We start from the raw sequence: 18,275 nt of genomic DNA, 5'->3' as shown, positions 1-18,275 counted from the left end.
CAGTGCAAGTTGGCGTTTTTGCAGGCCAGCAAAGACTTTTCCGTCGCGCTTGAGGTCGCGGTACAACTCGACGCTGCCGTTGCCACGCTCTAACAGCAGGGGGTCGTTGGTGCGCAGCACGCCCATGTAGTGCTGCTCAAAGGGGTCGCGTAGGCGGTGGGCAAATTCGGTATCGAGTTCTGGCCGCTGGGGTGCTGTCATCGGGGTGTGGCGGGTGGGCTGGGTGCGTTTAGCCATAGATGAAGTCTCCTAGTGGCTGGCTGCTCTCACGCGGGCCTCCGCTTGTGTATTCAAGGGGCGCTGTGGGGTTGGCACCCGCATGGCGTGCCAAAGCTAAGGCCCAAAAGCGGTCGGCGTGGCCGTCCCCTTCGCTTTCGGCAACGAAACGGATGTTGCCTGCCGTTGTGGTGGTTTTTTGCACTTTGCGGAGGTCGGCGCGAATTCTGGGGTCGTCCGGGATGCGTACCAGTCGATCTTCCATCGCTCCTTTGAGCGAGTAGGCCAGTGCTTCTTTAATGGGGGCGGTGAATGTGACAGCTTCTACACGGTGGGCACCGAATTTGTCCTGAGCATCGTCAGCCCAGCCAATCCCCAAACCCGTGGCATCAATGCAGATGCGGTCGCACAGAGCAAACCAGGGCCACAAGATGGCTTCCTGAGCACTCTTGCGCATCTTTTCCATCACTTCGACACGCCGGGTGAAAAAGACATCACCGAGTTGTTCTAGCACCCACAACACGGTCAGATCTTTTTTGCGGCCAATGTCTACGCCTGCAAACAAGCGCCCTTGAAAGAGGTCTTCCAGACCCCGCAGCCAAATGTTGTGGCCCGGATATTCGCACGCTGTGATGAGTCCATATTCCAGAAACTTACTGTCATCGTCCGCAGGAACACACATGTATTCCTGCTCGAATGACTCTGCATCGGCAGCGCCGTTTTTGACATACTCAAAGTAGGCAGCCTCATCCATGTCTTGCTGCTCGGCATCTAAGGGTAGAGCCTGTTGGAGTTTGAACAAAAATCCTTGCTCCAACGCATCCTGAAGTGTGACCCGGTGCAGGCTGATGCGCTTGGGATTGCCCCCGTGTCGGGCTTCCCGCACCAGTTGGTTAAAGAAGCTGTGCGAACCCCGGTGGGTGCTGACCAACTCCATGCTGCCGCCCCATGTAATGCCAGGATAAGAAATCGCCCACATCTTGCGTTGTTCACGATGAAGAGCAAATTCGTCCAAGATACGGCTGCCACGTTTGCCTGCCTGAGCGTCCGGATTGCTACTCATGCTGTGAATGCGTCTGCCGCTGGCAAATTGCAATACATAGGCACTGAGTTTTTTCTCTGGATCAAGGACTACCTCGCCTAGGTCTTTAGCAGCCATGCCCATGATGCCTGCCCAAAGTTTGCAATCCTCAATAAACAACCGAGCTTGAATGTCGTCACGACTGCTGACCCATTCGTCGAAGCGAGCACCTTGAGCAGCAGCGCGTTCGTCGGCACCATATGCAGTAGACCAACTGATGCCAATTTGCCGTGACTTCTCCATCAGCTTGATACGCGCTGTATCTTTGATCCACTTGGCTTGGAAGGGCAGAAAGATGGCGTCCCGATCTGCTGGGATGATTTTGGCGCGACCCTTGATCTTGCCCATTACAAAATCCCCAACGCTTCCCGGATTGCCATTTTGGTCTCCGCAGTCACGCCGCCTTTGCTGTCCATCGCATCGAGCTTGGCCCGCTGTTCTTGCAGCAGGCGCTGGCGGGCTTCTTCTTCTACCTTGGCCTGAAACTGCTTGAGGTTGACGCTGGAGCGGGTCAAGGTGGCGATATTTTTGGCCGCTGTACTGAGCATTCCGACACGTTCGCTGGGGTCGATCTTGTTGTCATCGTCTGAGTCGTCCGCTTCTTGCAATGCCAAGATGGCCTCGAAGAGTTCGGTCTGTATCAGGGCGGTCAATGCTTCACTGCGTGCATCCTTGTCATCACCGGCTTGGGCTTGAATCAATTTAGCCGCCTCGGTACTGGCCCGAATGGCAGACAAACGCCGCTCTAGCTTCTGACCATAGCGGCTAATAGCGCTGCGGCTGGGCAGGTCTCCTGCATGGGCCTCTGCCGGGAAGCGCTCGCGCAGGTCAGCAATCAGCTCGTCCAGCGTCTGCCCGCCCGTGGCCAGCATGGCTTCGATATAGCTTTTGATCTCCGACGGCAAGCGGCTGATGGTGCTTTTACGGCCCATGTTGTTCACCAGTATTTGGCTGGGCGGGCAATGCCCGGCTCGCAAGCCACGGTGTATTCGGCTACATCGACGCCGTGGCGGGTGAGTTCGGAAAACCATTTGCCACTGGGTTGTTTGTCCACATGTACCAACTCCCGGCCATGCAGGTAGTCCAGTTCGCGGCGCAGCTCCAGCGCGGTGGCGTCGGGGTATTCGCTTTGGGCTACCGATAGCACCAGCAATTCAAATGCACCCACAGGACGGGCGTTATTGAGAGTGAGCAAAATCAGCCAGCGCAGGGCTTCGCGGCGTAGACGGGGATGGTCAATGGCTTGCATGGTGTCCTCCAGTAGCTGCGCGGAGCTGGGCAGCTTCCAGCTTGGAGCCGAGCGCATCGAGCTTGGCTTCGATGACGCTTTGGCCCCGGATGTAGTCTTCGCGGCGCACGTAGTGCAGGGGCATGTCGGCCTGCATCTTCAATAGGTCACGCTCAATGCGCTGCCATTGCGCCGCTTCATCGCGGTTGATTTGTTCCATGCCATCCAAGCGGGTGGCCAGCGCCTTGTGGTTGGCTTCTCGGGTGGCGTCTTGCAGGGCAAATCGTTCGTCAAGATGGCGTTGTGATTGACCTAGGCCATGTTTAACTACAGCCCACAGCCCTCCCAGACCCGATAGCAGTAGGCCCAGCAGTTGCCAGAATTCAACTTGCAGCGTCATGGGCGCTTCCCCTTGTTTTCCAGCTGTGCTTGGCAGGCGACACAGAACTGGCAGCCGGGGATAGCGGCACGCCGGGCTGCGGGGATTTCTGCATCGCAGTCGTCGGCTTGGCACCAATGCGCAGAGTCCGCAGTCGTTTTACCGGCCCAGCCGGTGCGCCGGGCCTGATCGCGCAGGGCATCGCCCAGCATTTCTTGCATACGCTCGTTGGCGCGGTCAATCTCATCTGTCATGGTGTTTCTGAGTCCATCCAGTTCAGTAAATCGACCAAGCGCCCAGCGCAGGTGCCGTAGAGGTCGTACATGGTTTTGAGGGTGAGGGCGACGGCATCGACTTCACCGCTGTCCTGTGGGGCTGGTATCGGTGGTGGGCAGCGCACGGCCAATTCCGCTGGCAGCGGCTTGGGCAGCACGGGTTTGGGCGTCGGCAAGGCTGCGCATGACGCCAGCAGGAAAGACACAACCAGTACGGCTGTCGGCAGTCGTGGCCAGGGCATGGCGTAATTCCTTGGTGGTTTGCTGGTCGGCTTGTTCGCGCTGGGCCAGTGATTGGCGCAAGCGGCGGCTGGCGGCACCTGATTGCTTGATGAGGTCGGCGTGGGCGGTCAGTTGTGCGCTCAGGTCTTGTACGGTTTGGGCATCTTGGCGGGCGACGCTTGCGGCTTGCCCATCGCGCTGGCCTTGCCAGTAACCCCCGGCAGCAGTGGCCAGTGCCAGTAAGAGCAAGCCAAGGGCGATGGCGGCACGGCTCATAGGCCCGGCTCCCAAGTGCTGTAGCGGGGCTGGAGCAGCAACAGAATGCGGTGGGGGTAACGCAGGTTTTCAGGGCAGTGGCTGATATGGCGTCGGGCTTTGCCACAGGCTGCATCGACTTGGCTGCGCGTGGGCCGCGCAAGCCCGGTACTTGCTGCCTCCGCTTGCCAGTGGCCGAGGCCGCCGTTGTAGGCCCGCAGCGCCACCCACAGGCGTTCAAAGTCGCTCAAGTACGTGGGCGTTCGGTCAAAAAGGTATCTGTCGTAGCCCGCCAAGGCCCGCAGTGCCCAAGTGGGGTTTTGGGGTTGGCATTGGGGAGTGGTGATGCCTTGCCGTTGGCACCACCAGCGAGCGGTGGCGGGCATGAACTGGGCCATGCCTTGCGCCCCTACTTGGCTGATAGCCTGTGGATCCCAGCCACTTTCTTGGTGAACTTGCGCGGCTAGTGTCGCAATAGGGGCGTCTAGCCCCCATTGGCTGTGGGCAGCGCGCACCAGTTCTAAGCGGTAGCGTGGGGCTTGTGCGGGTATGGGCTGGGCTTGGGCGGTGGGGCCGAAAAAGCCACACCATGCCAGTAGGATGCACCACAACATGGCTCAGGCCCCCAAGCCCATTGCCAGCATGGCACAGCCAACGATGATGGCGCGGCGCAGCATTGCAATGCCCATGATATGGAGCAGTGGCTGGTCTGACGTGAGTTGAACCAACAGGGTGTCAGGGTCTTCTTTAGGGACTGGTTCCGGTTCGCCTTCAAACGCCAAAAAGGCATCAGGTCGGGCGTAAGGAAAGAGGCTGCGGTCGAGCCAGTAGCCCACCACCGCAGCGAGGGTGACTAGGCTGAGTTTGTACAGGCTGACGGGCAACTGCTGGGGGGCAATCAGCCAAACAGCAGTCAGCAGCACTAAGGTGATGAGCAGCCAGCCCCACAGGCGGGGGCGGGGAATTTTGGAAGGGCGTGGGGATGGGGTGGTCATGCCCGCATGGTGCTGCGGGCAGACCGTTTTCAATCAATGGAGCGCATCATTTTCACAGGGGGGTGGCCCGCCCCCATCATTCCAACATGGCCGGAAAACTTGCCCCCTATTTATGCCTGCCAGCAGAACGCCCGAGCGCTTGATTGGTGAGCACCCTTTGTTGGGATTCTATGCACGCTCTATCACCCATACCTACCACGGACACCACAAGCCCGAAAATCGAATCCCTTGTGTTGCATCCCAATGGGCGGGTAATTTCAGGGATGGGCGATACTCCATTTTTCTGGCTGCAAGTGCAGCAAGTGGGGTGGATGCGCTTTGAACGTGTGGTCTCGCCTAGTGGCATTAACCGGAGTAGAGACTGGATAGCCACTGAAATGCGTCTGGGGCCTTGTCCAGACCCATGTCAATCAATTTCATGGCGAGGTGTTTTATGGACTCGGCGGGCAGCTCTCGAAGCCCATCAAGCAATTTGCGCTTATCAGGAGGAGATAAGTCAGATTGGTTGATCTTGAGTGCGATCAACTCGCGAATAGTGTCATCGTGCAGTTTGATGATCTGGACTCCGAGGATGGCGCTCAGGCCACCATCGTCCTCAAGGAAGTCCAATCCTCGCTGAGTGATCTTGCTTGATACATAGGCAAACCCACCACCAAAATTCCGCTCAACGCGGGCATCTGTCTCCAGCAAACCGTGATCTTGCAGATAGAACAAGTTGACTTTGACGGTCGCCTCATCTTCATGTAGTTCTGTCCAACAGCCTACGTGAGAGTGCGGGTAATAGTTGGCAAGCTGCTCCAGCAGTTTGCGCTGAAAGTCTCGATTGAGCTTCTGCCTGCCTGTGTGGCCGATAGCGGTCATGTCCCGTTTACTCCTGTTTCATGGGTCGATGTTCTGTATAGGTGAGTTAATGGTTGTCAATGTTGACTGTTACCGATATGTCGATACAGAAATCACTGCCCCATTGAAGAAATGAACGTATTGAGCAGATTGACTTCCACGACTGTAAATCCATTGCTCACTTTTGCCTGAAGCAGTCATCGTTTCATTAATTGCGCTGGGTATTCCCCAAGCGGCTTTTACTTGGCTGGGCAACATTCCCACTGACACCACACTAGGCGGTGGGGACTCAAGCGGTGCTGGTTTGTATCCCTGCATTTCCTTTGCGCGCACTTGTGCATTTTTTCCAATTTCCTCAAGAATGTCTCCTTTCATCTGCGCATCCAGTGCGCGGGCCACATCTGCTGGATTCATTACCCGGTGGTCTGCTGGTGGGGCGGGGGACGGGTTCTGTAAGGCACCTCTAGCATCCGTGGAGCACGCTGCCTCCTGATACGTGACCTTGCCATCAGCGCCCGTACATTTGTTGATGGCCCAAGCTGGGGCGAAGGCAATGCTGCTGGCGATTGCAGCTATGACTACCAAGGTCTTCATGTGTCGCTCCTGTGATTGTGGTAAAAGTTTTACAGCTATCCCGGTTCTTCTTCTGCGCTAACAAAACTCTGGTTTTATGAAGCGCTTGCGACGCAGGGTTTCTATGACTCCCTCACGTCGCAAATCATCCCCGGATTCCATCTCCACCAATTGGTAATTCAATTCGGCACATAGAACACGTTTACGAGCATCGCGCTGTTGTTGCCTTGCAAAGCCATCTTCTCCTTGCCAGTGCTTGAGAGGGCGAAAATGCTGGTCGCCCTGATATTCAAATGCTAGACGACGCTCAGGCAGAAAGATGTCCAGTTCCAGTCTTTCCATTTCCCGCCCTCGATACCGACGCAACACAGGTTCAGTCGTGAACGCCTCGCATACCGAGCGGTAGAGAATCTCCTCGCCCACTGGCTTGCCCTTGGGAGGAAATCCCAGCCGCTTACGCAATGCGACCTCATCTGCATCCAAGTGACCATAGTGTTCCATGAACAGACTCATGTAATTGGCAGAAACAGGGGGCCATCTTGTTGCAGCCCACACCACGGCATCTATGGGCACTGCTCGCAATGCTTGTGCCAGTGTTGAGTGCAAGCGTTTTTCATCTATCCAGACCCCTTGCCATGCCTGCACACTGCGCGTTTTACCGTGCGGCCATTCCACGCGGGCCACGCACTGAACAGCCGGGTCAGGTAGGCAGGGAACGTTCCCCATAGGTTTGCGGTCAAGTATTACCGCAAAGCTGCCCAATAGTGCAGCACCTGCCCCCAGATAGCTGCTTGGCCCTGATTGCCAAGGTTTGACACAGGCGTAATTCAGCGCTCTCATGCTGTAGTCATCAAACCCGTACCCAATGCAGAAGCCTGCATCAATGGTCTTAAAGGGAGCAGCTTCTAGGCCAGTGGCATAGGTGTACGGTGCTTCGTCAAACACACGCGCATCGTCACGCCTAAGTCGCGCAATCAGAGACTTAGGCTGCTGCAAGCGCAGTGGTGCTCCCAGCTCTGTTTGCCACTGCTCCAGCCGCAATTGGAAAAGCCAGCGCACATCTTTTTGATAGTCAAGGCGATGCGAAGACCGCAGCCGTGTCGCATCCAGCAGGCAGGTAGCCAAAGGATGGGCAGAGTACATCGCCTCACCTCTTAGTCTATTTTTCCGATGTCCAGGCCGAGTGTGAAACAGGGCGGCAGCTGGATGCGTTTTTGGAATTTCCAACCCATGCAACCCCCCTAGTGCTTAGGTTTTAGCCTGCGCCATCGATACCGGCCCGTGTTGCACCACATCGCCTTGCACCACATGACCATGCACAGTGCCATCAATGCGGATGCTGCCCCGGCCTCCCGCTGCGCTCCTAGTTCGGGATTTACTACTGGGGGCTGGTGTAGCTATAGCCGAACTGCCCAAACCAGCGCTGAGCAGGGCCGCCGTTTGGATGAGGTTTTGTTTGGCTTGGGCACCGCAGCGGCGGTAGCTGTTCAGCAACACCTGCTCGGCAGGATCAGTAGCAGGCATTGAGGGACTGCGCTGGCCTGTCACCACATACAGCACATCCAGACCGTGGGTGGCCCAAGCTGCAAGGACAGTTGCATTGGGTGTAGCTGCACCACTTTCCCAATTGAAAAGTGTTTTGCGCGTGGAGTCTGCAAGTGCTGCGAAGTCCGCCTGACTGAGGCCCAGTCGTTCGCGCTCTTCTTTGATTCGTTCACCAGTGTGCATAAATAAATTCCCATTGACTATTGCAAATGGGTAATTTTTTACCCATAATCCACCACATAGCAAATCAATTTGACATACGAAAGGACGCAATGACCCCCGATCAAATCAAAGAGCAGTTCCGTGCACGCGGTGAAACCTTCACCCAGTGGGCCAAAGACCACAACTATCGGCCCAACCAAGTACTGCGCGTGCTCAACGGCTTTGACAAGGGCACCCGAGGGGCAGCCCACGACATCGCCGTGAAGCTGGGACTCAAGCCAGACCAGACCAAGACCACGGCCTGAGACCCATCTCCAACTACTTATTCCGAAGGATTTTCACACATGGCATCTGCAACGAATGAATCGGCTGCCACCTTGGCAGGCCCTATTCGCAAAACTTGTGAGCTATTTCGCCTTTTGGCAGGTCACGAGGTACTGGGCTTGGCCCCCGGAGAAATTGCCAAGGGGCTGGATGTAGCACCAAGCTGGGTAAGCCAGAACCTGCCTGCACTCGCCAGCACAGGTTTTGTAGAACAGGTAGCCCATACCAAACGCTGGCGTTTGGGCGTGCAGTTTGTCCGCATCGCGGTCACCGTGGGCAGCAACCTAAATGCGGCAAAGCGCCAACTGGACGACCTCAGCCAGCGCTATAGCGTTCCCGTCGGTGATGCCGCTGGCATTGACCAACGCTATCGCCCACACAGCCACAGCGCCGAAGCGTTGGCTGAGCGCACCCCCCGCTAACCCTAGCCCTTATTTTTTGGAGATTTATCTATGGCTCGCCATACCCCCACCCCCCAAGTTGCGGTCGTTGACGACCGCACCATTGACCTACCTTTGAATGCCACCAACCCGGTGGATAAGTTGGCCATCCTGACTATGGATGCCAGCACCAAAGCCAAAGAAGTGGCCCATCACATGGGCTACCAAGGCGCAATGACCGTGGGTGCGTTGGAAGATGAAATCCGCTTCTATCAAAAGCGCACGGTCGAAGCTATTTTGGAAACGGGCAAACGCCTGCTGATCTTGAAGGAATTGACCCCGCACGGTGAATTTACACAGCGCGTAGAGATGTTGGGATTTGCCAAGACGACGGCTTTTCGGTTCATGCAGGCTGCAGCAAAAACCATCAAAAGTTCCAAATTGGAACTTTTGAGCACGCAGGTCAAAAGTGCCAGCGCATTCCTAGAACTGGTTACCCATGACGACGACGTGCTGGAAAGCGTGGCCGAACTTGATGACATCGACCGCCTGAGCGCCAGCCAGTTGCGGGCCAAGGTACGCGAATTGTCTGGCGAAAAAGAGGCCGTCGAAAAGCTGATGGTGAACAAGAACACCAAGATTGACCAGCTTGAACGCGAAAAACAACTCATCCAAAAGCTACCGCCTGACGAAGCCTTAGAAAAGACCATGAAAGAGGCCACCGCCATCACCCGCGATGCGCTGGGGGCTATCCGGGGTGGCCTGCGCCAAGCACTGCAAGCCTTGAACGACGCCCCCGATGGCACAGGCAAGACGGTGTTTATGGCTGGTTTGGTGGGGCAGGTGCAGGCCGATCTGAATGCGCTGCGTGAGGAATTCAACTTGCCTGATGTCAGCACTGCTGCCGATGCCGCCCTGGCCGCCGAAGTGGCGCAATGGTCTAAATAAGCTGCATACGCACCGCCACGATGCCACTCAACCCCGTGCAAATCCAGCGCCTGACGCAGATCGCCCAGGCTGCCGCAGCCGCCCCGAGTGGCGGCAAGCAAGCCATCTATGACGCCGCCTGCCGTGAGCTGTGCGTGAGCCGCGCCACCCTCCACCGTTACCTGAAAAAAGTTACCGTGAAACCCGAACGCAAACAACGCAGCGATGCGGGCGATGTCTCACTCACCCGCGACGAGGCCATTGCCATCAGCGCCATGCTGATGGTCAGCCACCGCAAAACCAACAAGCGCCTGATGTCCATCGGCCAAGCCGTGGACATGCTGCGCGCCAACGGCGAAGTGCGGGCCGAGCGCATTGACCCGGCCACGGGCGAAGTCAAGCCTTTGTCGGACTCTGCCATTGCCCGTGCCTTGCGCGCTTACAGCCTGCACCCCGACCAGCTCAATCGCCCGGAACCCGCTGTAGAACTCCAGAGCTTGCACCCCAACCACGTTTGGCAAATTGATGCCTCTCTGTGCGTGTTGTATTACCTCAACGCCCGCACCCCCGCCGAATCGGGCCTGCAAGTGATGGAGCGTGATCAGTTCTATAAGAACAAGCCTGCCAACCTCAAGCGCATCGAGTCCGACCGGGTGTGGTCGTATGAGGTCACTGACCACTACAGCAGCACGATCTTTGTGCATTACGTGCTGGGGGCCGAGAGCGGGGTCAATCTGGCCGAGAGCTTTATGGCAGCTATTCAGCAGCGGGATGGCGACCCGTTCCACGGTGTCCCATTCATCCTGATGATGGACATGGGCAGTGCCAACACCAGCGGCTTGTTTGCCAATTTGGCACGGCGCTTACAGGTCAAACTCATTGCCCACGCCCCCGGCAATGCCCGCGCCACGGGGCAGGTAGAAAAGGCCCGTGACCTGATTGAGCGCAGCTTTGAAAGCGGCCTGCGCTTGCGTCCCGTGGCTGACCTGACAGACCTGAATGCCCAAGCCCAACGCTGGGCGCGTTGGTACAACGCCAACAAGGTACACACCCGCCACGGCAAAACCCGGTATGACCAATGGCTGACCATTACTGCCGAGCAGTTGCGGCTGGCCCCGCCGCTAGAGATGTGCCAAGAATTGCTGACACATACGCCGGAGCAGCGCAAAGTCAGCGACACCCTGACGGTGAGCTTCAAGGGCAATGAATATGACGTGCGCCATGTACCAAAGGTGATGGTGGGCGAGAAGCTGCACATTGCCCTCAACCCCTATGTGCCCAATGCTGCCACGGTGGTGGATACCGATGCCGATGGCAACGAGTTGTTGCACACCATCCCACTGGTGGCGCGCAACGAGGCCGGATTCCGGGTGGATGCCAATGTAATTGGTGAAGACTGGACACGTCCGGCCAACACGGCATTGGAAGCCAACCGCCAAGAGGTGGAGCGCTTTGCGATGGATGCGACTACCGATGAAGAGGCTAAAGCCCAGCGCAAAGCCAAGGCCGTGCCTTTTGGTGGCCGCATTGATCCCTTTGCAGTGATCGACCAAACGCCTGAACGCAACTATCTGCCCAAACGCGGCACCGAGCTGGCCCCCAATGCCAGCAGCAGCCGGATGCCGACCCGTGTGCGTACCTTGAGCCAGTTTGAAGCAGCCCAAGCGCTGGTGGCCCGTGGCATGACGATGAGCCAAGAGCTTGTGGCCACGCTGCGTAACCAGTATCCCGATGGGGTGCCAGAGGATGAACTCGATGCCCTAGAAGACCGCTTGACCGTGCGCGGCAGGTTGCGTGTAGTGGCTGGGGGTGGTCTATGAGCCTCAACCTGACCTTAGAGCAATTGGGCCTGAGCCAGCGCGAAGTGGCCCTGCACACGGGGTTGAGTCAGTCCACCGTGAGCCGTATCAATGCAGGGCAATGGCCTGACCGCAATCCCCATCAAGCACGCCAGCGCCTAGCGCAGTGCTTGCGCCAGCACGGTGCCAGCGCCGAACAACTGATGGCCCTGTTTGCCAGCACCCCCACAAAGAAATTGGCATTGCAGGTCTCGCACACCTGCAATGCCGTCCCCGAGGTCTCTTTGGAGGCCCAAATCAACCCTAGCAATGAGGAAGACCCGATGCTACTGCAAAACGAATCTTTAACCCCCGAAGCCCGCAAGCACTTTGCTTTGCCGCGCAATCCGTTTGTGGACGATGTGCAAAGCCCGGATGATGTCTATCAAACCCCCAGCGTGCGCTATGTGCGTGCGGCGCTGATGGATTGCGCTCAGCACCACGGCTTCTTAGCGGTAGTAGGCGAGAGTGGCGCAGGCAAAACCACGCTGGCCGAGGACTTGGAAGAGCGCATCAAGGCCGAGCGCCGCGATGTGCTCATCATCCGGCCCTATGTGCTGGCGATGGAAGAAACCGACAGCAAGGGCAAGACCCTCAAAAGCAATGCGATTGCCGAGTCGATTGCGCGGGCCTTGAACTCTACGGCGGTTTTGCCCAATAGCCCACAGAAGCGGTTTGCCCACATCCACAGCCTGCTCAAGGCCAGCCGCAACGTAGGGCGTCACCACTTGCTGCTGATTGAGGAGGCTCATTGCCTACCAACACCCACGCTCAAACACCTCAAGCGCTTTTTGGAGCTGAAGGATGGGATGCAGCGGCTGCTGGGCATCGCCTTGATTGGTCAGCCAGAACTGCGCGAGCGTCTCAGCGGCCACAACGCAGAATTGCGCGAGGTGGTGCAGCGTTGTGAAGTGGTGGAGTTGGAGCCGCTGGATACCGAACTGGAAGGCTACTTGCGCCACAAGTTGGGCCGCTTTGGTATCCAGTACGACGCCGTGATGGCACCGGATGCAGCAGATGCTATCCGCGCCCGCCTGATTCATATGCCCCGTGGTGGCCGCGCCTCGGATGCACGCAGCATTTGCCACCCGCTGGTGGTGAACAACTTGCTTTGCCGCGCCATGAATGCCGCCGCCCGCACAGGCTGGCCGCAGGTGGATGCCCAAGTGATTGCGGGGTGCTGATATGACGACCGATCTGCATTGCCCCGCTTGTGGGACACACCTAGAGTTGATGGCCTTGTTTGCCCATGAAGTCGATCAGCGCGCCGTGGAGCGCCTGATTGCCATCAGCGTACCGCTGGGCCAGCAGGTGCTGCAATACATCAGCCTGTTTACACCACCCAAAACCCGCTTGACCCTGCCCAAGAAAATCAAGCTGTTGCTGCAATTGCTGCCAGATTTAGAACGCGGAGCCATCAACTACAAAGGCCGGGAGTGGTTGCTACCTCGGTCTGCATGGGGGCAGGCCATTGAGCAGATGCTGGCGGCCCGTGATGCCGGGCGTCTGGAACTGCCTATGAAGGGGCATGGCTATCTGTACGCGATTCTGGCGGGGCAGGCCGACAAACATGAGGCAGCACAAGAGCAAGAGCAGCAGTTGCAACAGCGTACTGCGCCACGGCCTGCCGCCGTCACCGTGCGGGGCCAAGGGGTGGCTATTGCTGATGCGCTGCAACGCGATCCGGCGCTGCTGAAAATAGAGGCCGATAGCCGAAAAGCAGGGGCCATGCCAGAGGAGGTGCGCCAGCGGTGGGCAGAAATGCTCCGCCCAAAAGGTGTCACGCCATGAGCCAAACCCTAGCAATCGTGCGCCGTGGCCTATGTGCGGCACTGGCGTTGGCGGTGTCGGGGGTGTGTGCCGTGATGGCCGCTGCTGCGGCTGTCGAGCGGGCAGCTACCAGCGACGACCGAACTGTGGTGACCGCCGTGGCGGTGGCACTGGTACTGGGTGCCCATATGCTGCCAGCGCTGGCACGGCGCAACCGTTTGGCGCAAGCCCTGTTTATGGGCTGTGTGGCAGCAACGCTGTATCACCATGCCCATTACTTTGCCGGGGTGCAAGAGCGGGCCGGTGTGCAACGGGCGGCAGTGGTAGCACCCAGCGGACACACACAGGCGTTGCAGTTTGAGTTGCAGGCTCATGCGGCCACCCGTGCTGTGCCTGCCGTGGCAGCTGATCTGGCCCAAGCCAGTGCCAAATTGGCGCAGGCACAAGCCGGGTTGGCACGGTGCACGGCTCAGTCGGGGGAACGTTGCCACAGCGCCCAAGCCAGTGTGTTGGCTGCCGACGCACGGGTGCAAGCGCTGCAAGACGAGCGCTCTAGCGCCCAGCGTGCTGCTGCACTGCGCACCCAACTGGCCGATGCTGCTGCTGGGCAAGACCGCCAGCGGGCAACACAAGCCACCGACCCCGTCGATGCCCGCCTGGCATCTATCACCGGGCTGGAAGTGGGTACGGTGGCGTTGGTCTCGGCTTTGGTGCAAAGCCTGCTGCTGGAGTTGATGGCGGCTTTGCTGTGGACGCTGGCCCTGCCCGCCACAGCGGCCATCCAAACCCAAGCTGTAGCAGCCCCGGCGGTGGCTACCGCAGTGCCACCTATCAGCCAGCCGGTGGTACTTCCCCCAGCACTTCCAGCAGCACTGCCTGCCCACACTGCTGTTTTACCCCTCCTGCAATGGCAACACCTCCGAAACGTGGCCTTGCGCTGGCGATGTTGGCCTAGCCAGTGGCGTGACCGCCTGACTGCATTGATACCTCCCGCGCTTGTTCAAACCCTTGTCCGAAAGATGCCCCATGACTTCCAGCACCACCCCCATGCCACAACGCAACCCCCATGCCATGCGCGTGCAACGCCTTCTTGAGCATATTGCCAGCCGGGCACCGTATGGCTGCCGCCTACCGGAATTGGCAGAAGTGGTGTTTGGTTTTTCCCATTACTTCAGTGATGGCGCTTTGAATGGGCTGGTTGAAAGCCTCAATGGGCTGGCCCGTGAGGGGCGATTAACGGTGCGCGGTGATGGCCTTACCCGATGCTGGTACAGCGCAACGCAACAGGAGGCACTACCTGCCGCCATCGTGCCGCCCCGGCAGGTGCAGGTGATGGCGGGGCACTACGCCCCGGACTCTTGGCAGCCTGCACGGGCAGGGGCACAGGAGCACTTGGGCGCACCCAGCCGCCGGGGCGATGAGCGCCTAGCGTATCGGGGCAGCTATGTGCGGGGCTGACACGCCGACCTTCAACTTTTACCCACTACCTATAGGAGAAATCTGACATGACTGAAACCACAACCATCCCCCCCGGCTACTGGCAAGATGCCAATGGCAACTTGGTGCCCGAGAGCAAGATCAAGGACATCGACAAACTGCGCCATCAAGTGGTGACGGATTTGTGCCGTATGGCCCAAGACAGCTCTGCGAGCTTGGCTAAGTTCAAACTGGATGCCATGCAAGAGGTAGCGGCACTGGTCGCCACCAGCTTAGAACAGTACGGCGTGAAAAGTGGCGGCAACAAGGGCAATGTCACGCTGGTGAGTTTTGATGGCAAGTTCAAGTTGGTGCGCCAAATGCAAGACCGGATTGTCTTTGGCGAGCAGCTGATGGCAGCCAAGGCCCTGATTGACGAATGCGTGCAAACTTGGAGCCAAGGGGCCAGTGACAACATCCGTGTGTTGGTCAACCACGCCTTTCAGACCGACAAGGAGGGCAAGATCAACACGGGCCGGGTTTTGAGCCTGCGCCGTTTGGACATCAAAGATGAGGCTTGGCAGCAGGCCATGCAGGCCATCGCTGACAGTATGCAAACGGCCAGCACCAAGCCGTACATCCGGTTTTACCAGCGCCACGAGGCCACGGGTGAATACCTTCCCATCAGTTTGGATGTAGCCGCTGTGTGAGACCCTGATTCATAGCGATTCCTAGGCCATTTTTAGCCTCCAAAAGGCTAAAGATGGCCATGCGCCAGTCCAACACTTTCTAACGGCCCTGCGGGCCTTTTTTGGGTTTTGCTTATGTCCAAGCATATTGCCGCTATCCATGTACTCAAGTCCAAGTTGCAGCTATCAGATGACGATTACCGGGCGCTGCTGTACCAACTCACGGGAAAAATCAGCAGCAAAGCCATGAGCGAGGCCCAACGCTATCAGGTGCGAGACCATTTGCAGCATCTGACCGAGCGTATGGGATTGGCCCCGGCTACTGCGCGGCGGCCCATGTCGGCTGCGGCCTTTGCCCAATCCAAGGAGGATGCCAGCCCAAAGGAGCGCAAGGTATGGGCACTGTGGCACCAGTTGGGACGCGATGGCCTGTTGAGCAACACCAGCGCGCAGGCGCTCAATGCTTGGGTAGAGCGCACCGTGCATATCAGTGCGTTACGCTTCGCTACTGGTGCTCAGTTGGATACGCTGATTGAGGCGCTAAAACAATGGCAGGAGCGTGGACATGATGGAAAGGTTGTTTGATCGCATTGACTTGAGTGCTGTAGGCGCGGAACGTTTGCAGCCACTAGAGGCGCTGATGATGCCGGAGTGGCCGCAGGTGTGGCGCGACTTTGCCACCAGTCATTACTTGACCTTGCTGTCGGCACCGGGGGCTAACGAGGTGCCTATGCCCAAGTTGGCTAGTTTGGCCGTGGAATTGGCTCGTGGCATTGCGCAAGACATGAGTGGTACTCAACCATACATCCCAAGTGGTGAACGGCTGAGTGTCAATGCCAGAACGCAGCACGTCATGGCATTGTTAGGGCAAGGCCAAAGCTACCATGAGGTGGCAAAGGCTACTGGACTGACGGCATCACGCATTCGCAAAATTGAGACCAAGCAGCGTCGCCAGCAGATGGCAGCACGTCAAGGCTGTTTGCTTCTGGATTGAGTTTCCTGCCTGTATGACTACACCCCGCCGCGCTTTGCGTGTGCGGGGTTTTGGTTTTTGGTCTGTCATCTAAATTTGTCGCCTGCCATTGGTGACAAACACGGGGCACAAGCCACAGTGCAGGTATGCCCAGCCCTGCACCCACTGTTACACCCCCACAGACCCCGCCATCGGCACTGCTGCCCGATGGCATCGAGATTTTTCGCGCTGGTACGCACATTGATGATGCGGGTGTAGCGCACCATTTCTCCCAAGCTGATCTGGCAGCAATGGCCAGCAGCTACCGGCCCACGCTTCGTGAGGCTCCGCTGACCGTAGGTCACCCCAAAGACAACCTGCCCGCCTATGGCTGGGTGCAGTCCTTGAGCGCCACGCCTACTGGCACGCTAGCCATGAATGCCAGCCAAGTCGAGCCGCAGTTTGCCGAGATGGTGGCTGCCGGGCGCTTCAAAAAGCGCAGCGCATCGTTTTATCCGCCTGCCTCTCCGCACAACCCTACGCCCGGCCAATGGTATTTGCGCCATGTGGCCTTCCTTGGCGCGCAGCCGCCAGCAGTGCCGGGGCTGAAAGACATCCAGTTTTCTCAAGGTGACGCTACCGGCGACGCCATTCACTTCTCCGAACCGCTGACACAAGGACACGACACCTCTATGAAGACAATTCAAGAACAGCTTGCGGAAGCACAGGCCCAAGCTGCCGCTGAAAAGGCAGCCCGTGAAAACGCCGAAGCACAGGCCCGTACCCACCAGCAAGCCGCCGAGCAGGCCCAAGCCCAAGCCGCGTCGTTTGCAGAAAAAGCCCGTGCTGATCGCCATGCCGGGTTTGTCTCGTTTGCGCAGGCACAGGTGCAAGCAGGCCGCCTGCTGCCCAAAGACCAAGACATGGCCGCTGCCACCTTGAATGTGCTGGCCGATGCCCAACCCGTGGAGTTTGCCGAAGGCGACGCCACACGCAAGGTTAGCCCCGCGCAGTGGCTGCAAGACCTGATTTCCCGTGCTGCGCCAGTGGTCAGCTTTGGCGAATTTGCGCGCACTGGTGGCCAACAAACGCAGCTGGGCACGGCCCGTGGCAAGTCGGATGCCGAGATTGACCAGGCAGCCCAGCACTACGCCCGCCAAAACAAAGTTTGTTACGCCGAGGCGCTCACTGCCGTGACGTCCAGTTTCACCACCAGCGCCTGACCACCACAAGGAAGCATCGACATGATGACCCCCGAACAAATTCGCCTCAAGCAGAACCCGATCCTGACCAGCTTATTGCTGGGCTTGGGGCAAGGCACCTTTATTGCCGAGCGACTCTTCCCGCGTCTGCCCCAAGTGTTGAGCAGTGTGCAGTTGGCGCAGATGGGTGACGAGCGCCTGCGCCGCTACAACTTGCGCCGCGCTCCGGGCGCGGCCACCAAACGCGTCAACATCAAGTATGAAGGCCGTACCTATACGGTGGATCAGTATGCGGTGGATGTGCCCATTCCGCGTGAGCTGCTGCGTGAAGCCGACGAATCGCGCAAGCTGCAAGTGGGCAACTATCTGGACATCTCGCGCATTGCAATGGTCACGGCCAACGAAATCCTAGCGCTGGACTATGAAGCCGAGGTGGCCCAACTGGCAACCAATCCGGACAGCTATGCCAGCGGCCATGTACTCGCCTTGTCGGGTGGCACCAAGTGGAGCGCCGACACAGGCACGCCGGTGACGGACATCCGCGCTGCGGCCGACACTATCCGCAAGAAGATTGGTAAGCGCCCAAACCATTTGGCCCTCAGTGCGGATGCCTTGCAGGCCATCACGCTTAACAAAGAGGTGAAGTCGTACCTGTCCAACACCCAAACCGGCCCAGCCACCTTAGAGCAACTCAAAACCATTTTGAACGTGGCCGAGATTGTCGTGGGTGATGCGGTCTGGATTGACGACAGCGACACGGGTCGCGACGTCTGGGGCAACAACGCGGTGCTGGCCTATGTGCCACGCATTGGTGGCAATGGTGCCGACATCAGCTTGGCTGAACCCGGCTTTGGTTTTACCAATGTGATCGAAGGCCACCCGTTTGCTGAAACACCGTACTACGAGAACGGCAGCAAGAGCTGGATTTATGGCGCGACCTATGAGCGCCGCCCCAACATTGCCTACAACGGCGCGGCTTTCCTCTTTACCAACACGAAGTGAACAC

At 58.3% G+C, this 18,275-nt stretch carries 26 protein-coding genes and 1 pseudogene; 13 read left to right on the top strand and 14 right to left on the bottom strand.

The features are described 5' to 3' along the window. The 14 genes and pseudogenes from BMX55_RS06865 to BMX55_RS06805 form a co-directional block, all read right to left on the bottom strand. Positions 1–237, bottom strand: a pseudogene (locus tag BMX55_RS06865) (DUF935 domain-containing protein); the annotation flags it as partial. Next, complete coding sequence (locus BMX55_RS06860; RefSeq protein WP_091454772.1) at positions 230–1,645, bottom strand: phage terminase large subunit family protein; 1,416 nt, start codon at positions 1,643–1,645, stop codon at positions 230–232. The pseudogene BMX55_RS06865 and the gene BMX55_RS06860, both read right to left, overlap by 8 nt. Further along, positions 1,645–2,229, bottom strand: a complete 585-nt coding sequence (locus tag BMX55_RS06855; RefSeq protein ID WP_091454956.1) for a phage protein Gp27 family protein — start codon at positions 2,227–2,229, stop codon at positions 1,645–1,647. The genes BMX55_RS06860 and BMX55_RS06855 overlap by 1 nt, the downstream gene beginning before the upstream one ends. 5 nt (positions 2,230–2,234) lie before the next feature. Beyond that, a complete protein-coding gene (locus BMX55_RS06850; RefSeq protein ID WP_091454769.1) occupies positions 2,235–2,546 on the bottom strand; it encodes a hypothetical protein in 312 nt (103 codons plus the stop codon). Continuing rightward, entirely contained in the window at positions 2,533–2,925 is a 393-nt protein-coding gene (locus BMX55_RS06845) for a hypothetical protein (protein WP_091454767.1), read from the bottom strand. Before BMX55_RS06845 ends, BMX55_RS06850 begins: the two co-directional genes overlap by 14 nt. Continuing rightward, positions 2,922–3,158 carry a TraR/DksA C4-type zinc finger protein gene (locus tag BMX55_RS06840; protein WP_091454764.1) on the bottom strand — a complete coding sequence of 79 codons (237 nt, stop codon included), beginning with the start codon at positions 3,156–3,158 and terminating at the stop codon, positions 2,922–2,924. Before BMX55_RS06840 ends, BMX55_RS06845 begins: the two co-directional genes overlap by 4 nt. After that, positions 3,155–3,304 (bottom strand): hypothetical protein, encoded by a 150-nt coding sequence (locus BMX55_RS16400; RefSeq protein ID WP_177172815.1) that lies wholly within the window; start codon positions 3,302–3,304, stop codon positions 3,155–3,157. Before BMX55_RS16400 ends, BMX55_RS06840 begins: the two co-directional genes overlap by 4 nt. Then, entirely contained in the window at positions 3,261–3,677 is a 417-nt protein-coding gene (locus BMX55_RS06835) for a hypothetical protein (RefSeq protein WP_091454761.1), read from the bottom strand. The genes BMX55_RS16400 and BMX55_RS06835 overlap by 44 nt, the downstream gene beginning before the upstream one ends. Beyond that, positions 3,674–4,270: a transglycosylase SLT domain-containing protein gene (locus tag BMX55_RS06830; RefSeq protein WP_091454759.1), complete on the bottom strand. Its 597-nt coding sequence runs from the start codon at positions 4,268–4,270 to the stop codon at positions 3,674–3,676. Before BMX55_RS06830 ends, BMX55_RS06835 begins: the two co-directional genes overlap by 4 nt. 3 nt (positions 4,271–4,273) lie before the next feature. Then, the gene (locus BMX55_RS06825; protein ID WP_091454756.1) at positions 4,274–4,651 is read right to left on the bottom strand and encodes a putative holin; all 378 of its coding nucleotides are present in this window, start codon (positions 4,649–4,651) and stop codon (positions 4,274–4,276) included. Between the two features lie 345 nt (positions 4,652–4,996). Beyond that, positions 4,997–5,512 carry a hypothetical protein gene (locus tag BMX55_RS06820; RefSeq protein WP_091454753.1) on the bottom strand — a complete coding sequence of 172 codons (516 nt, stop codon included), beginning with the start codon at positions 5,510–5,512 and terminating at the stop codon, positions 4,997–4,999. 69 nt (positions 5,513–5,581) lie between these two features. Further along, entirely contained in the window at positions 5,582–6,085 is a 504-nt protein-coding gene (locus BMX55_RS06815; protein WP_091454751.1) for a DUF4124 domain-containing protein, read from the bottom strand. A 57-nt stretch (positions 6,086–6,142) separates the two neighbouring features. After that, positions 6,143–7,207 (bottom strand): hypothetical protein, encoded by a 1,065-nt coding sequence (locus BMX55_RS06810; RefSeq protein ID WP_143059587.1) that lies wholly within the window; start codon positions 7,205–7,207, stop codon positions 6,143–6,145. Positions 7,208–7,312: 105 nt separating this feature from the next. Next, positions 7,313–7,792: a helix-turn-helix domain-containing protein gene (locus tag BMX55_RS06805; protein WP_091454745.1), complete on the bottom strand. Its 480-nt coding sequence runs from the start codon at positions 7,790–7,792 to the stop codon at positions 7,313–7,315. Between the two features lie 89 nt (positions 7,793–7,881). Between BMX55_RS06805 and BMX55_RS06800 the strand changes: the two genes are divergently transcribed. The 13 genes from BMX55_RS06800 (at position 7,882) to BMX55_RS06740 (ending at position 18,271) form a co-directional block, all read left to right on the top strand. Then, positions 7,882–8,076, top strand: a complete 195-nt coding sequence (locus BMX55_RS06800) for a DNA-binding protein (RefSeq protein ID WP_091454743.1) — start codon at positions 7,882–7,884, stop codon at positions 8,074–8,076. A 39-nt stretch (positions 8,077–8,115) separates the two neighbouring features. Then, complete coding sequence (locus tag BMX55_RS06795) at positions 8,116–8,517, top strand: IclR family transcriptional regulator (RefSeq protein WP_245751306.1); 402 nt, start codon at positions 8,116–8,118, stop codon at positions 8,515–8,517. Between the two features lie 30 nt (positions 8,518–8,547). Further along, a complete protein-coding gene (locus BMX55_RS06790; protein ID WP_091454739.1) occupies positions 8,548–9,423 on the top strand; it encodes a hypothetical protein in 876 nt (291 codons plus the stop codon). A gap of 20 nt (positions 9,424–9,443) precedes the next feature. Next, entirely contained in the window at positions 9,444–11,222 is a 1,779-nt protein-coding gene (locus tag BMX55_RS06785; protein WP_091454736.1) for a DDE-type integrase/transposase/recombinase, read from the top strand. Further along, on the top strand, positions 11,219–12,424 hold the full coding sequence (locus BMX55_RS06780; protein ID WP_091454732.1) for an AAA family ATPase: 1,206 nt from the start codon (positions 11,219–11,221) through the stop codon (positions 12,422–12,424). Before BMX55_RS06785 ends, BMX55_RS06780 begins: the two co-directional genes overlap by 4 nt. A 1-nt stretch (position 12,425) precedes the next feature. Next, complete coding sequence (locus BMX55_RS06775; protein WP_091454728.1) at positions 12,426–13,031, top strand: hypothetical protein; 606 nt, start codon at positions 12,426–12,428, stop codon at positions 13,029–13,031. Beyond that, the gene (locus BMX55_RS06770) at positions 13,028–14,104 is read left to right on the top strand and encodes an HlyD family secretion protein (RefSeq protein ID WP_091454725.1); all 1,077 of its coding nucleotides are present in this window, start codon (positions 13,028–13,030) and stop codon (positions 14,102–14,104) included. The genes BMX55_RS06775 and BMX55_RS06770 overlap by 4 nt, the downstream gene beginning before the upstream one ends. After that, positions 14,037–14,468 carry a hypothetical protein gene (locus tag BMX55_RS06765; protein WP_143059586.1) on the top strand — a complete coding sequence of 144 codons (432 nt, stop codon included), beginning with the start codon at positions 14,037–14,039 and terminating at the stop codon, positions 14,466–14,468. Before BMX55_RS06770 ends, BMX55_RS06765 begins: the two co-directional genes overlap by 68 nt. Before the next feature lie 47 nt (positions 14,469–14,515). Beyond that, positions 14,516–15,136 (top strand): DUF3164 family protein, encoded by a 621-nt coding sequence (locus BMX55_RS06760; protein WP_091454719.1) that lies wholly within the window; start codon positions 14,516–14,518, stop codon positions 15,134–15,136. Positions 15,137–15,250: 114 nt separating this feature from the next. Further along, on the top strand, positions 15,251–15,700 hold the full coding sequence (locus tag BMX55_RS06755; RefSeq protein ID WP_091454716.1) for a regulatory protein GemA: 450 nt from the start codon (positions 15,251–15,253) through the stop codon (positions 15,698–15,700). Continuing rightward, the gene (locus BMX55_RS06750; protein WP_091454714.1) at positions 15,681–16,109 is read left to right on the top strand and encodes a Mor transcription activator family protein; all 429 of its coding nucleotides are present in this window, start codon (positions 15,681–15,683) and stop codon (positions 16,107–16,109) included. The genes BMX55_RS06755 and BMX55_RS06750 overlap by 20 nt, the downstream gene beginning before the upstream one ends. A 125-nt stretch (positions 16,110–16,234) precedes the next feature. Continuing rightward, the gene (locus tag BMX55_RS06745) at positions 16,235–17,290 is read left to right on the top strand and encodes a hypothetical protein (protein ID WP_091454711.1); all 1,056 of its coding nucleotides are present in this window, start codon (positions 16,235–16,237) and stop codon (positions 17,288–17,290) included. Positions 17,291–17,311: 21 nt separating this feature from the next. Next, entirely contained in the window at positions 17,312–18,271 is a 960-nt protein-coding gene (locus tag BMX55_RS06740) for a major capsid protein (protein ID WP_091454707.1), read from the top strand. Positions 18,272–18,275 lie beyond the last annotated feature (4 nt).

It is taken from the genome of Giesbergeria anulus (genome assembly GCF_900111115.1).
GTDB lineage: Bacteria > Pseudomonadota > Gammaproteobacteria > Burkholderiales > Burkholderiaceae_C > Simplicispira > Simplicispira anulus.
This window is presented reverse-complemented; position numbering and strand designations above follow the sequence as displayed.

Excerpts from the sequence above, each read along its gene's own strand:
- BMX55_RS06840 (WP_091454764.1), bottom strand. The coding sequence starts at position 3,158 with ATGACAGATGAGATTGACCGCGCCAACGAGCGTATGCAAGAAATGCTG.
- BMX55_RS06740 (WP_091454707.1), top strand. The coding sequence starts at position 17,312 with ATGATGACCCCCGAACAAATTCGCCTCAAGCAGAACCCGATCCTGACC.
- BMX55_RS06845 (WP_091454767.1), bottom strand. The coding sequence starts at position 2,925 with ATGACGCTGCAAGTTGAATTCTGGCAACTGCTGGGCCTACTGCTATCG.
- BMX55_RS06805 (WP_091454745.1), bottom strand. The coding sequence starts at position 7,792 with ATGCACACTGGTGAACGAATCAAAGAAGAGCGCGAACGACTGGGCCTC.
- BMX55_RS06800 (WP_091454743.1), top strand. The coding sequence starts at position 7,882 with ATGACCCCCGATCAAATCAAAGAGCAGTTCCGTGCACGCGGTGAAACC.
- BMX55_RS06765 (WP_143059586.1), top strand. The coding sequence starts at position 14,037 with ATGACTTCCAGCACCACCCCCATGCCACAACGCAACCCCCATGCCATG.
- BMX55_RS06820 (WP_091454753.1), bottom strand. The coding sequence starts at position 5,512 with ATGACCGCTATCGGCCACACAGGCAGGCAGAAGCTCAATCGAGACTTT.
- BMX55_RS06795 (WP_245751306.1), top strand. The coding sequence starts at position 8,116 with ATGGCATCTGCAACGAATGAATCGGCTGCCACCTTGGCAGGCCCTATT.
- BMX55_RS06790 (WP_091454739.1), top strand. The coding sequence starts at position 8,548 with ATGGCTCGCCATACCCCCACCCCCCAAGTTGCGGTCGTTGACGACCGC.
- BMX55_RS06755 (WP_091454716.1), top strand. The coding sequence starts at position 15,251 with ATGTCCAAGCATATTGCCGCTATCCATGTACTCAAGTCCAAGTTGCAG.
- BMX55_RS06825 (WP_091454756.1), bottom strand. The coding sequence starts at position 4,651 with ATGACCACCCCATCCCCACGCCCTTCCAAAATTCCCCGCCCCCGCCTG.
- BMX55_RS06830 (WP_091454759.1), bottom strand. The coding sequence starts at position 4,270 with ATGTTGTGGTGCATCCTACTGGCATGGTGTGGCTTTTTCGGCCCCACC.
- BMX55_RS06780 (WP_091454732.1), top strand. The coding sequence starts at position 11,219 with ATGAGCCTCAACCTGACCTTAGAGCAATTGGGCCTGAGCCAGCGCGAA.
- BMX55_RS06775 (WP_091454728.1), top strand. The coding sequence starts at position 12,426 with ATGACGACCGATCTGCATTGCCCCGCTTGTGGGACACACCTAGAGTTG.
- BMX55_RS06750 (WP_091454714.1), top strand. The coding sequence starts at position 15,681 with ATGATGGAAAGGTTGTTTGATCGCATTGACTTGAGTGCTGTAGGCGCG.
- BMX55_RS06760 (WP_091454719.1), top strand. The coding sequence starts at position 14,516 with ATGACTGAAACCACAACCATCCCCCCCGGCTACTGGCAAGATGCCAAT.
- BMX55_RS06835 (WP_091454761.1), bottom strand. The coding sequence starts at position 3,677 with ATGAGCCGTGCCGCCATCGCCCTTGGCTTGCTCTTACTGGCACTGGCC.
- BMX55_RS06770 (WP_091454725.1), top strand. The coding sequence starts at position 13,028 with ATGAGCCAAACCCTAGCAATCGTGCGCCGTGGCCTATGTGCGGCACTG.
- BMX55_RS06860 (WP_091454772.1), bottom strand. The coding sequence starts at position 1,645 with ATGGGCAAGATCAAGGGTCGCGCCAAAATCATCCCAGCAGATCGGGAC.
- BMX55_RS06745 (WP_091454711.1), top strand. The coding sequence starts at position 16,235 with ATGCCCAGCCCTGCACCCACTGTTACACCCCCACAGACCCCGCCATCG.
- BMX55_RS06815 (WP_091454751.1), bottom strand. The coding sequence starts at position 6,085 with ATGAAGACCTTGGTAGTCATAGCTGCAATCGCCAGCAGCATTGCCTTC.
- BMX55_RS06850 (WP_091454769.1), bottom strand. The coding sequence starts at position 2,546 with ATGCAAGCCATTGACCATCCCCGTCTACGCCGCGAAGCCCTGCGCTGG.
- BMX55_RS06785 (WP_091454736.1), top strand. The coding sequence starts at position 9,444 with ATGCCACTCAACCCCGTGCAAATCCAGCGCCTGACGCAGATCGCCCAG.
- BMX55_RS06855 (WP_091454956.1), bottom strand. The coding sequence starts at position 2,229 with ATGGGCCGTAAAAGCACCATCAGCCGCTTGCCGTCGGAGATCAAAAGC.
- BMX55_RS06810 (WP_143059587.1), bottom strand. The coding sequence starts at position 7,207 with ATGTACTCTGCCCATCCTTTGGCTACCTGCCTGCTGGATGCGACACGG.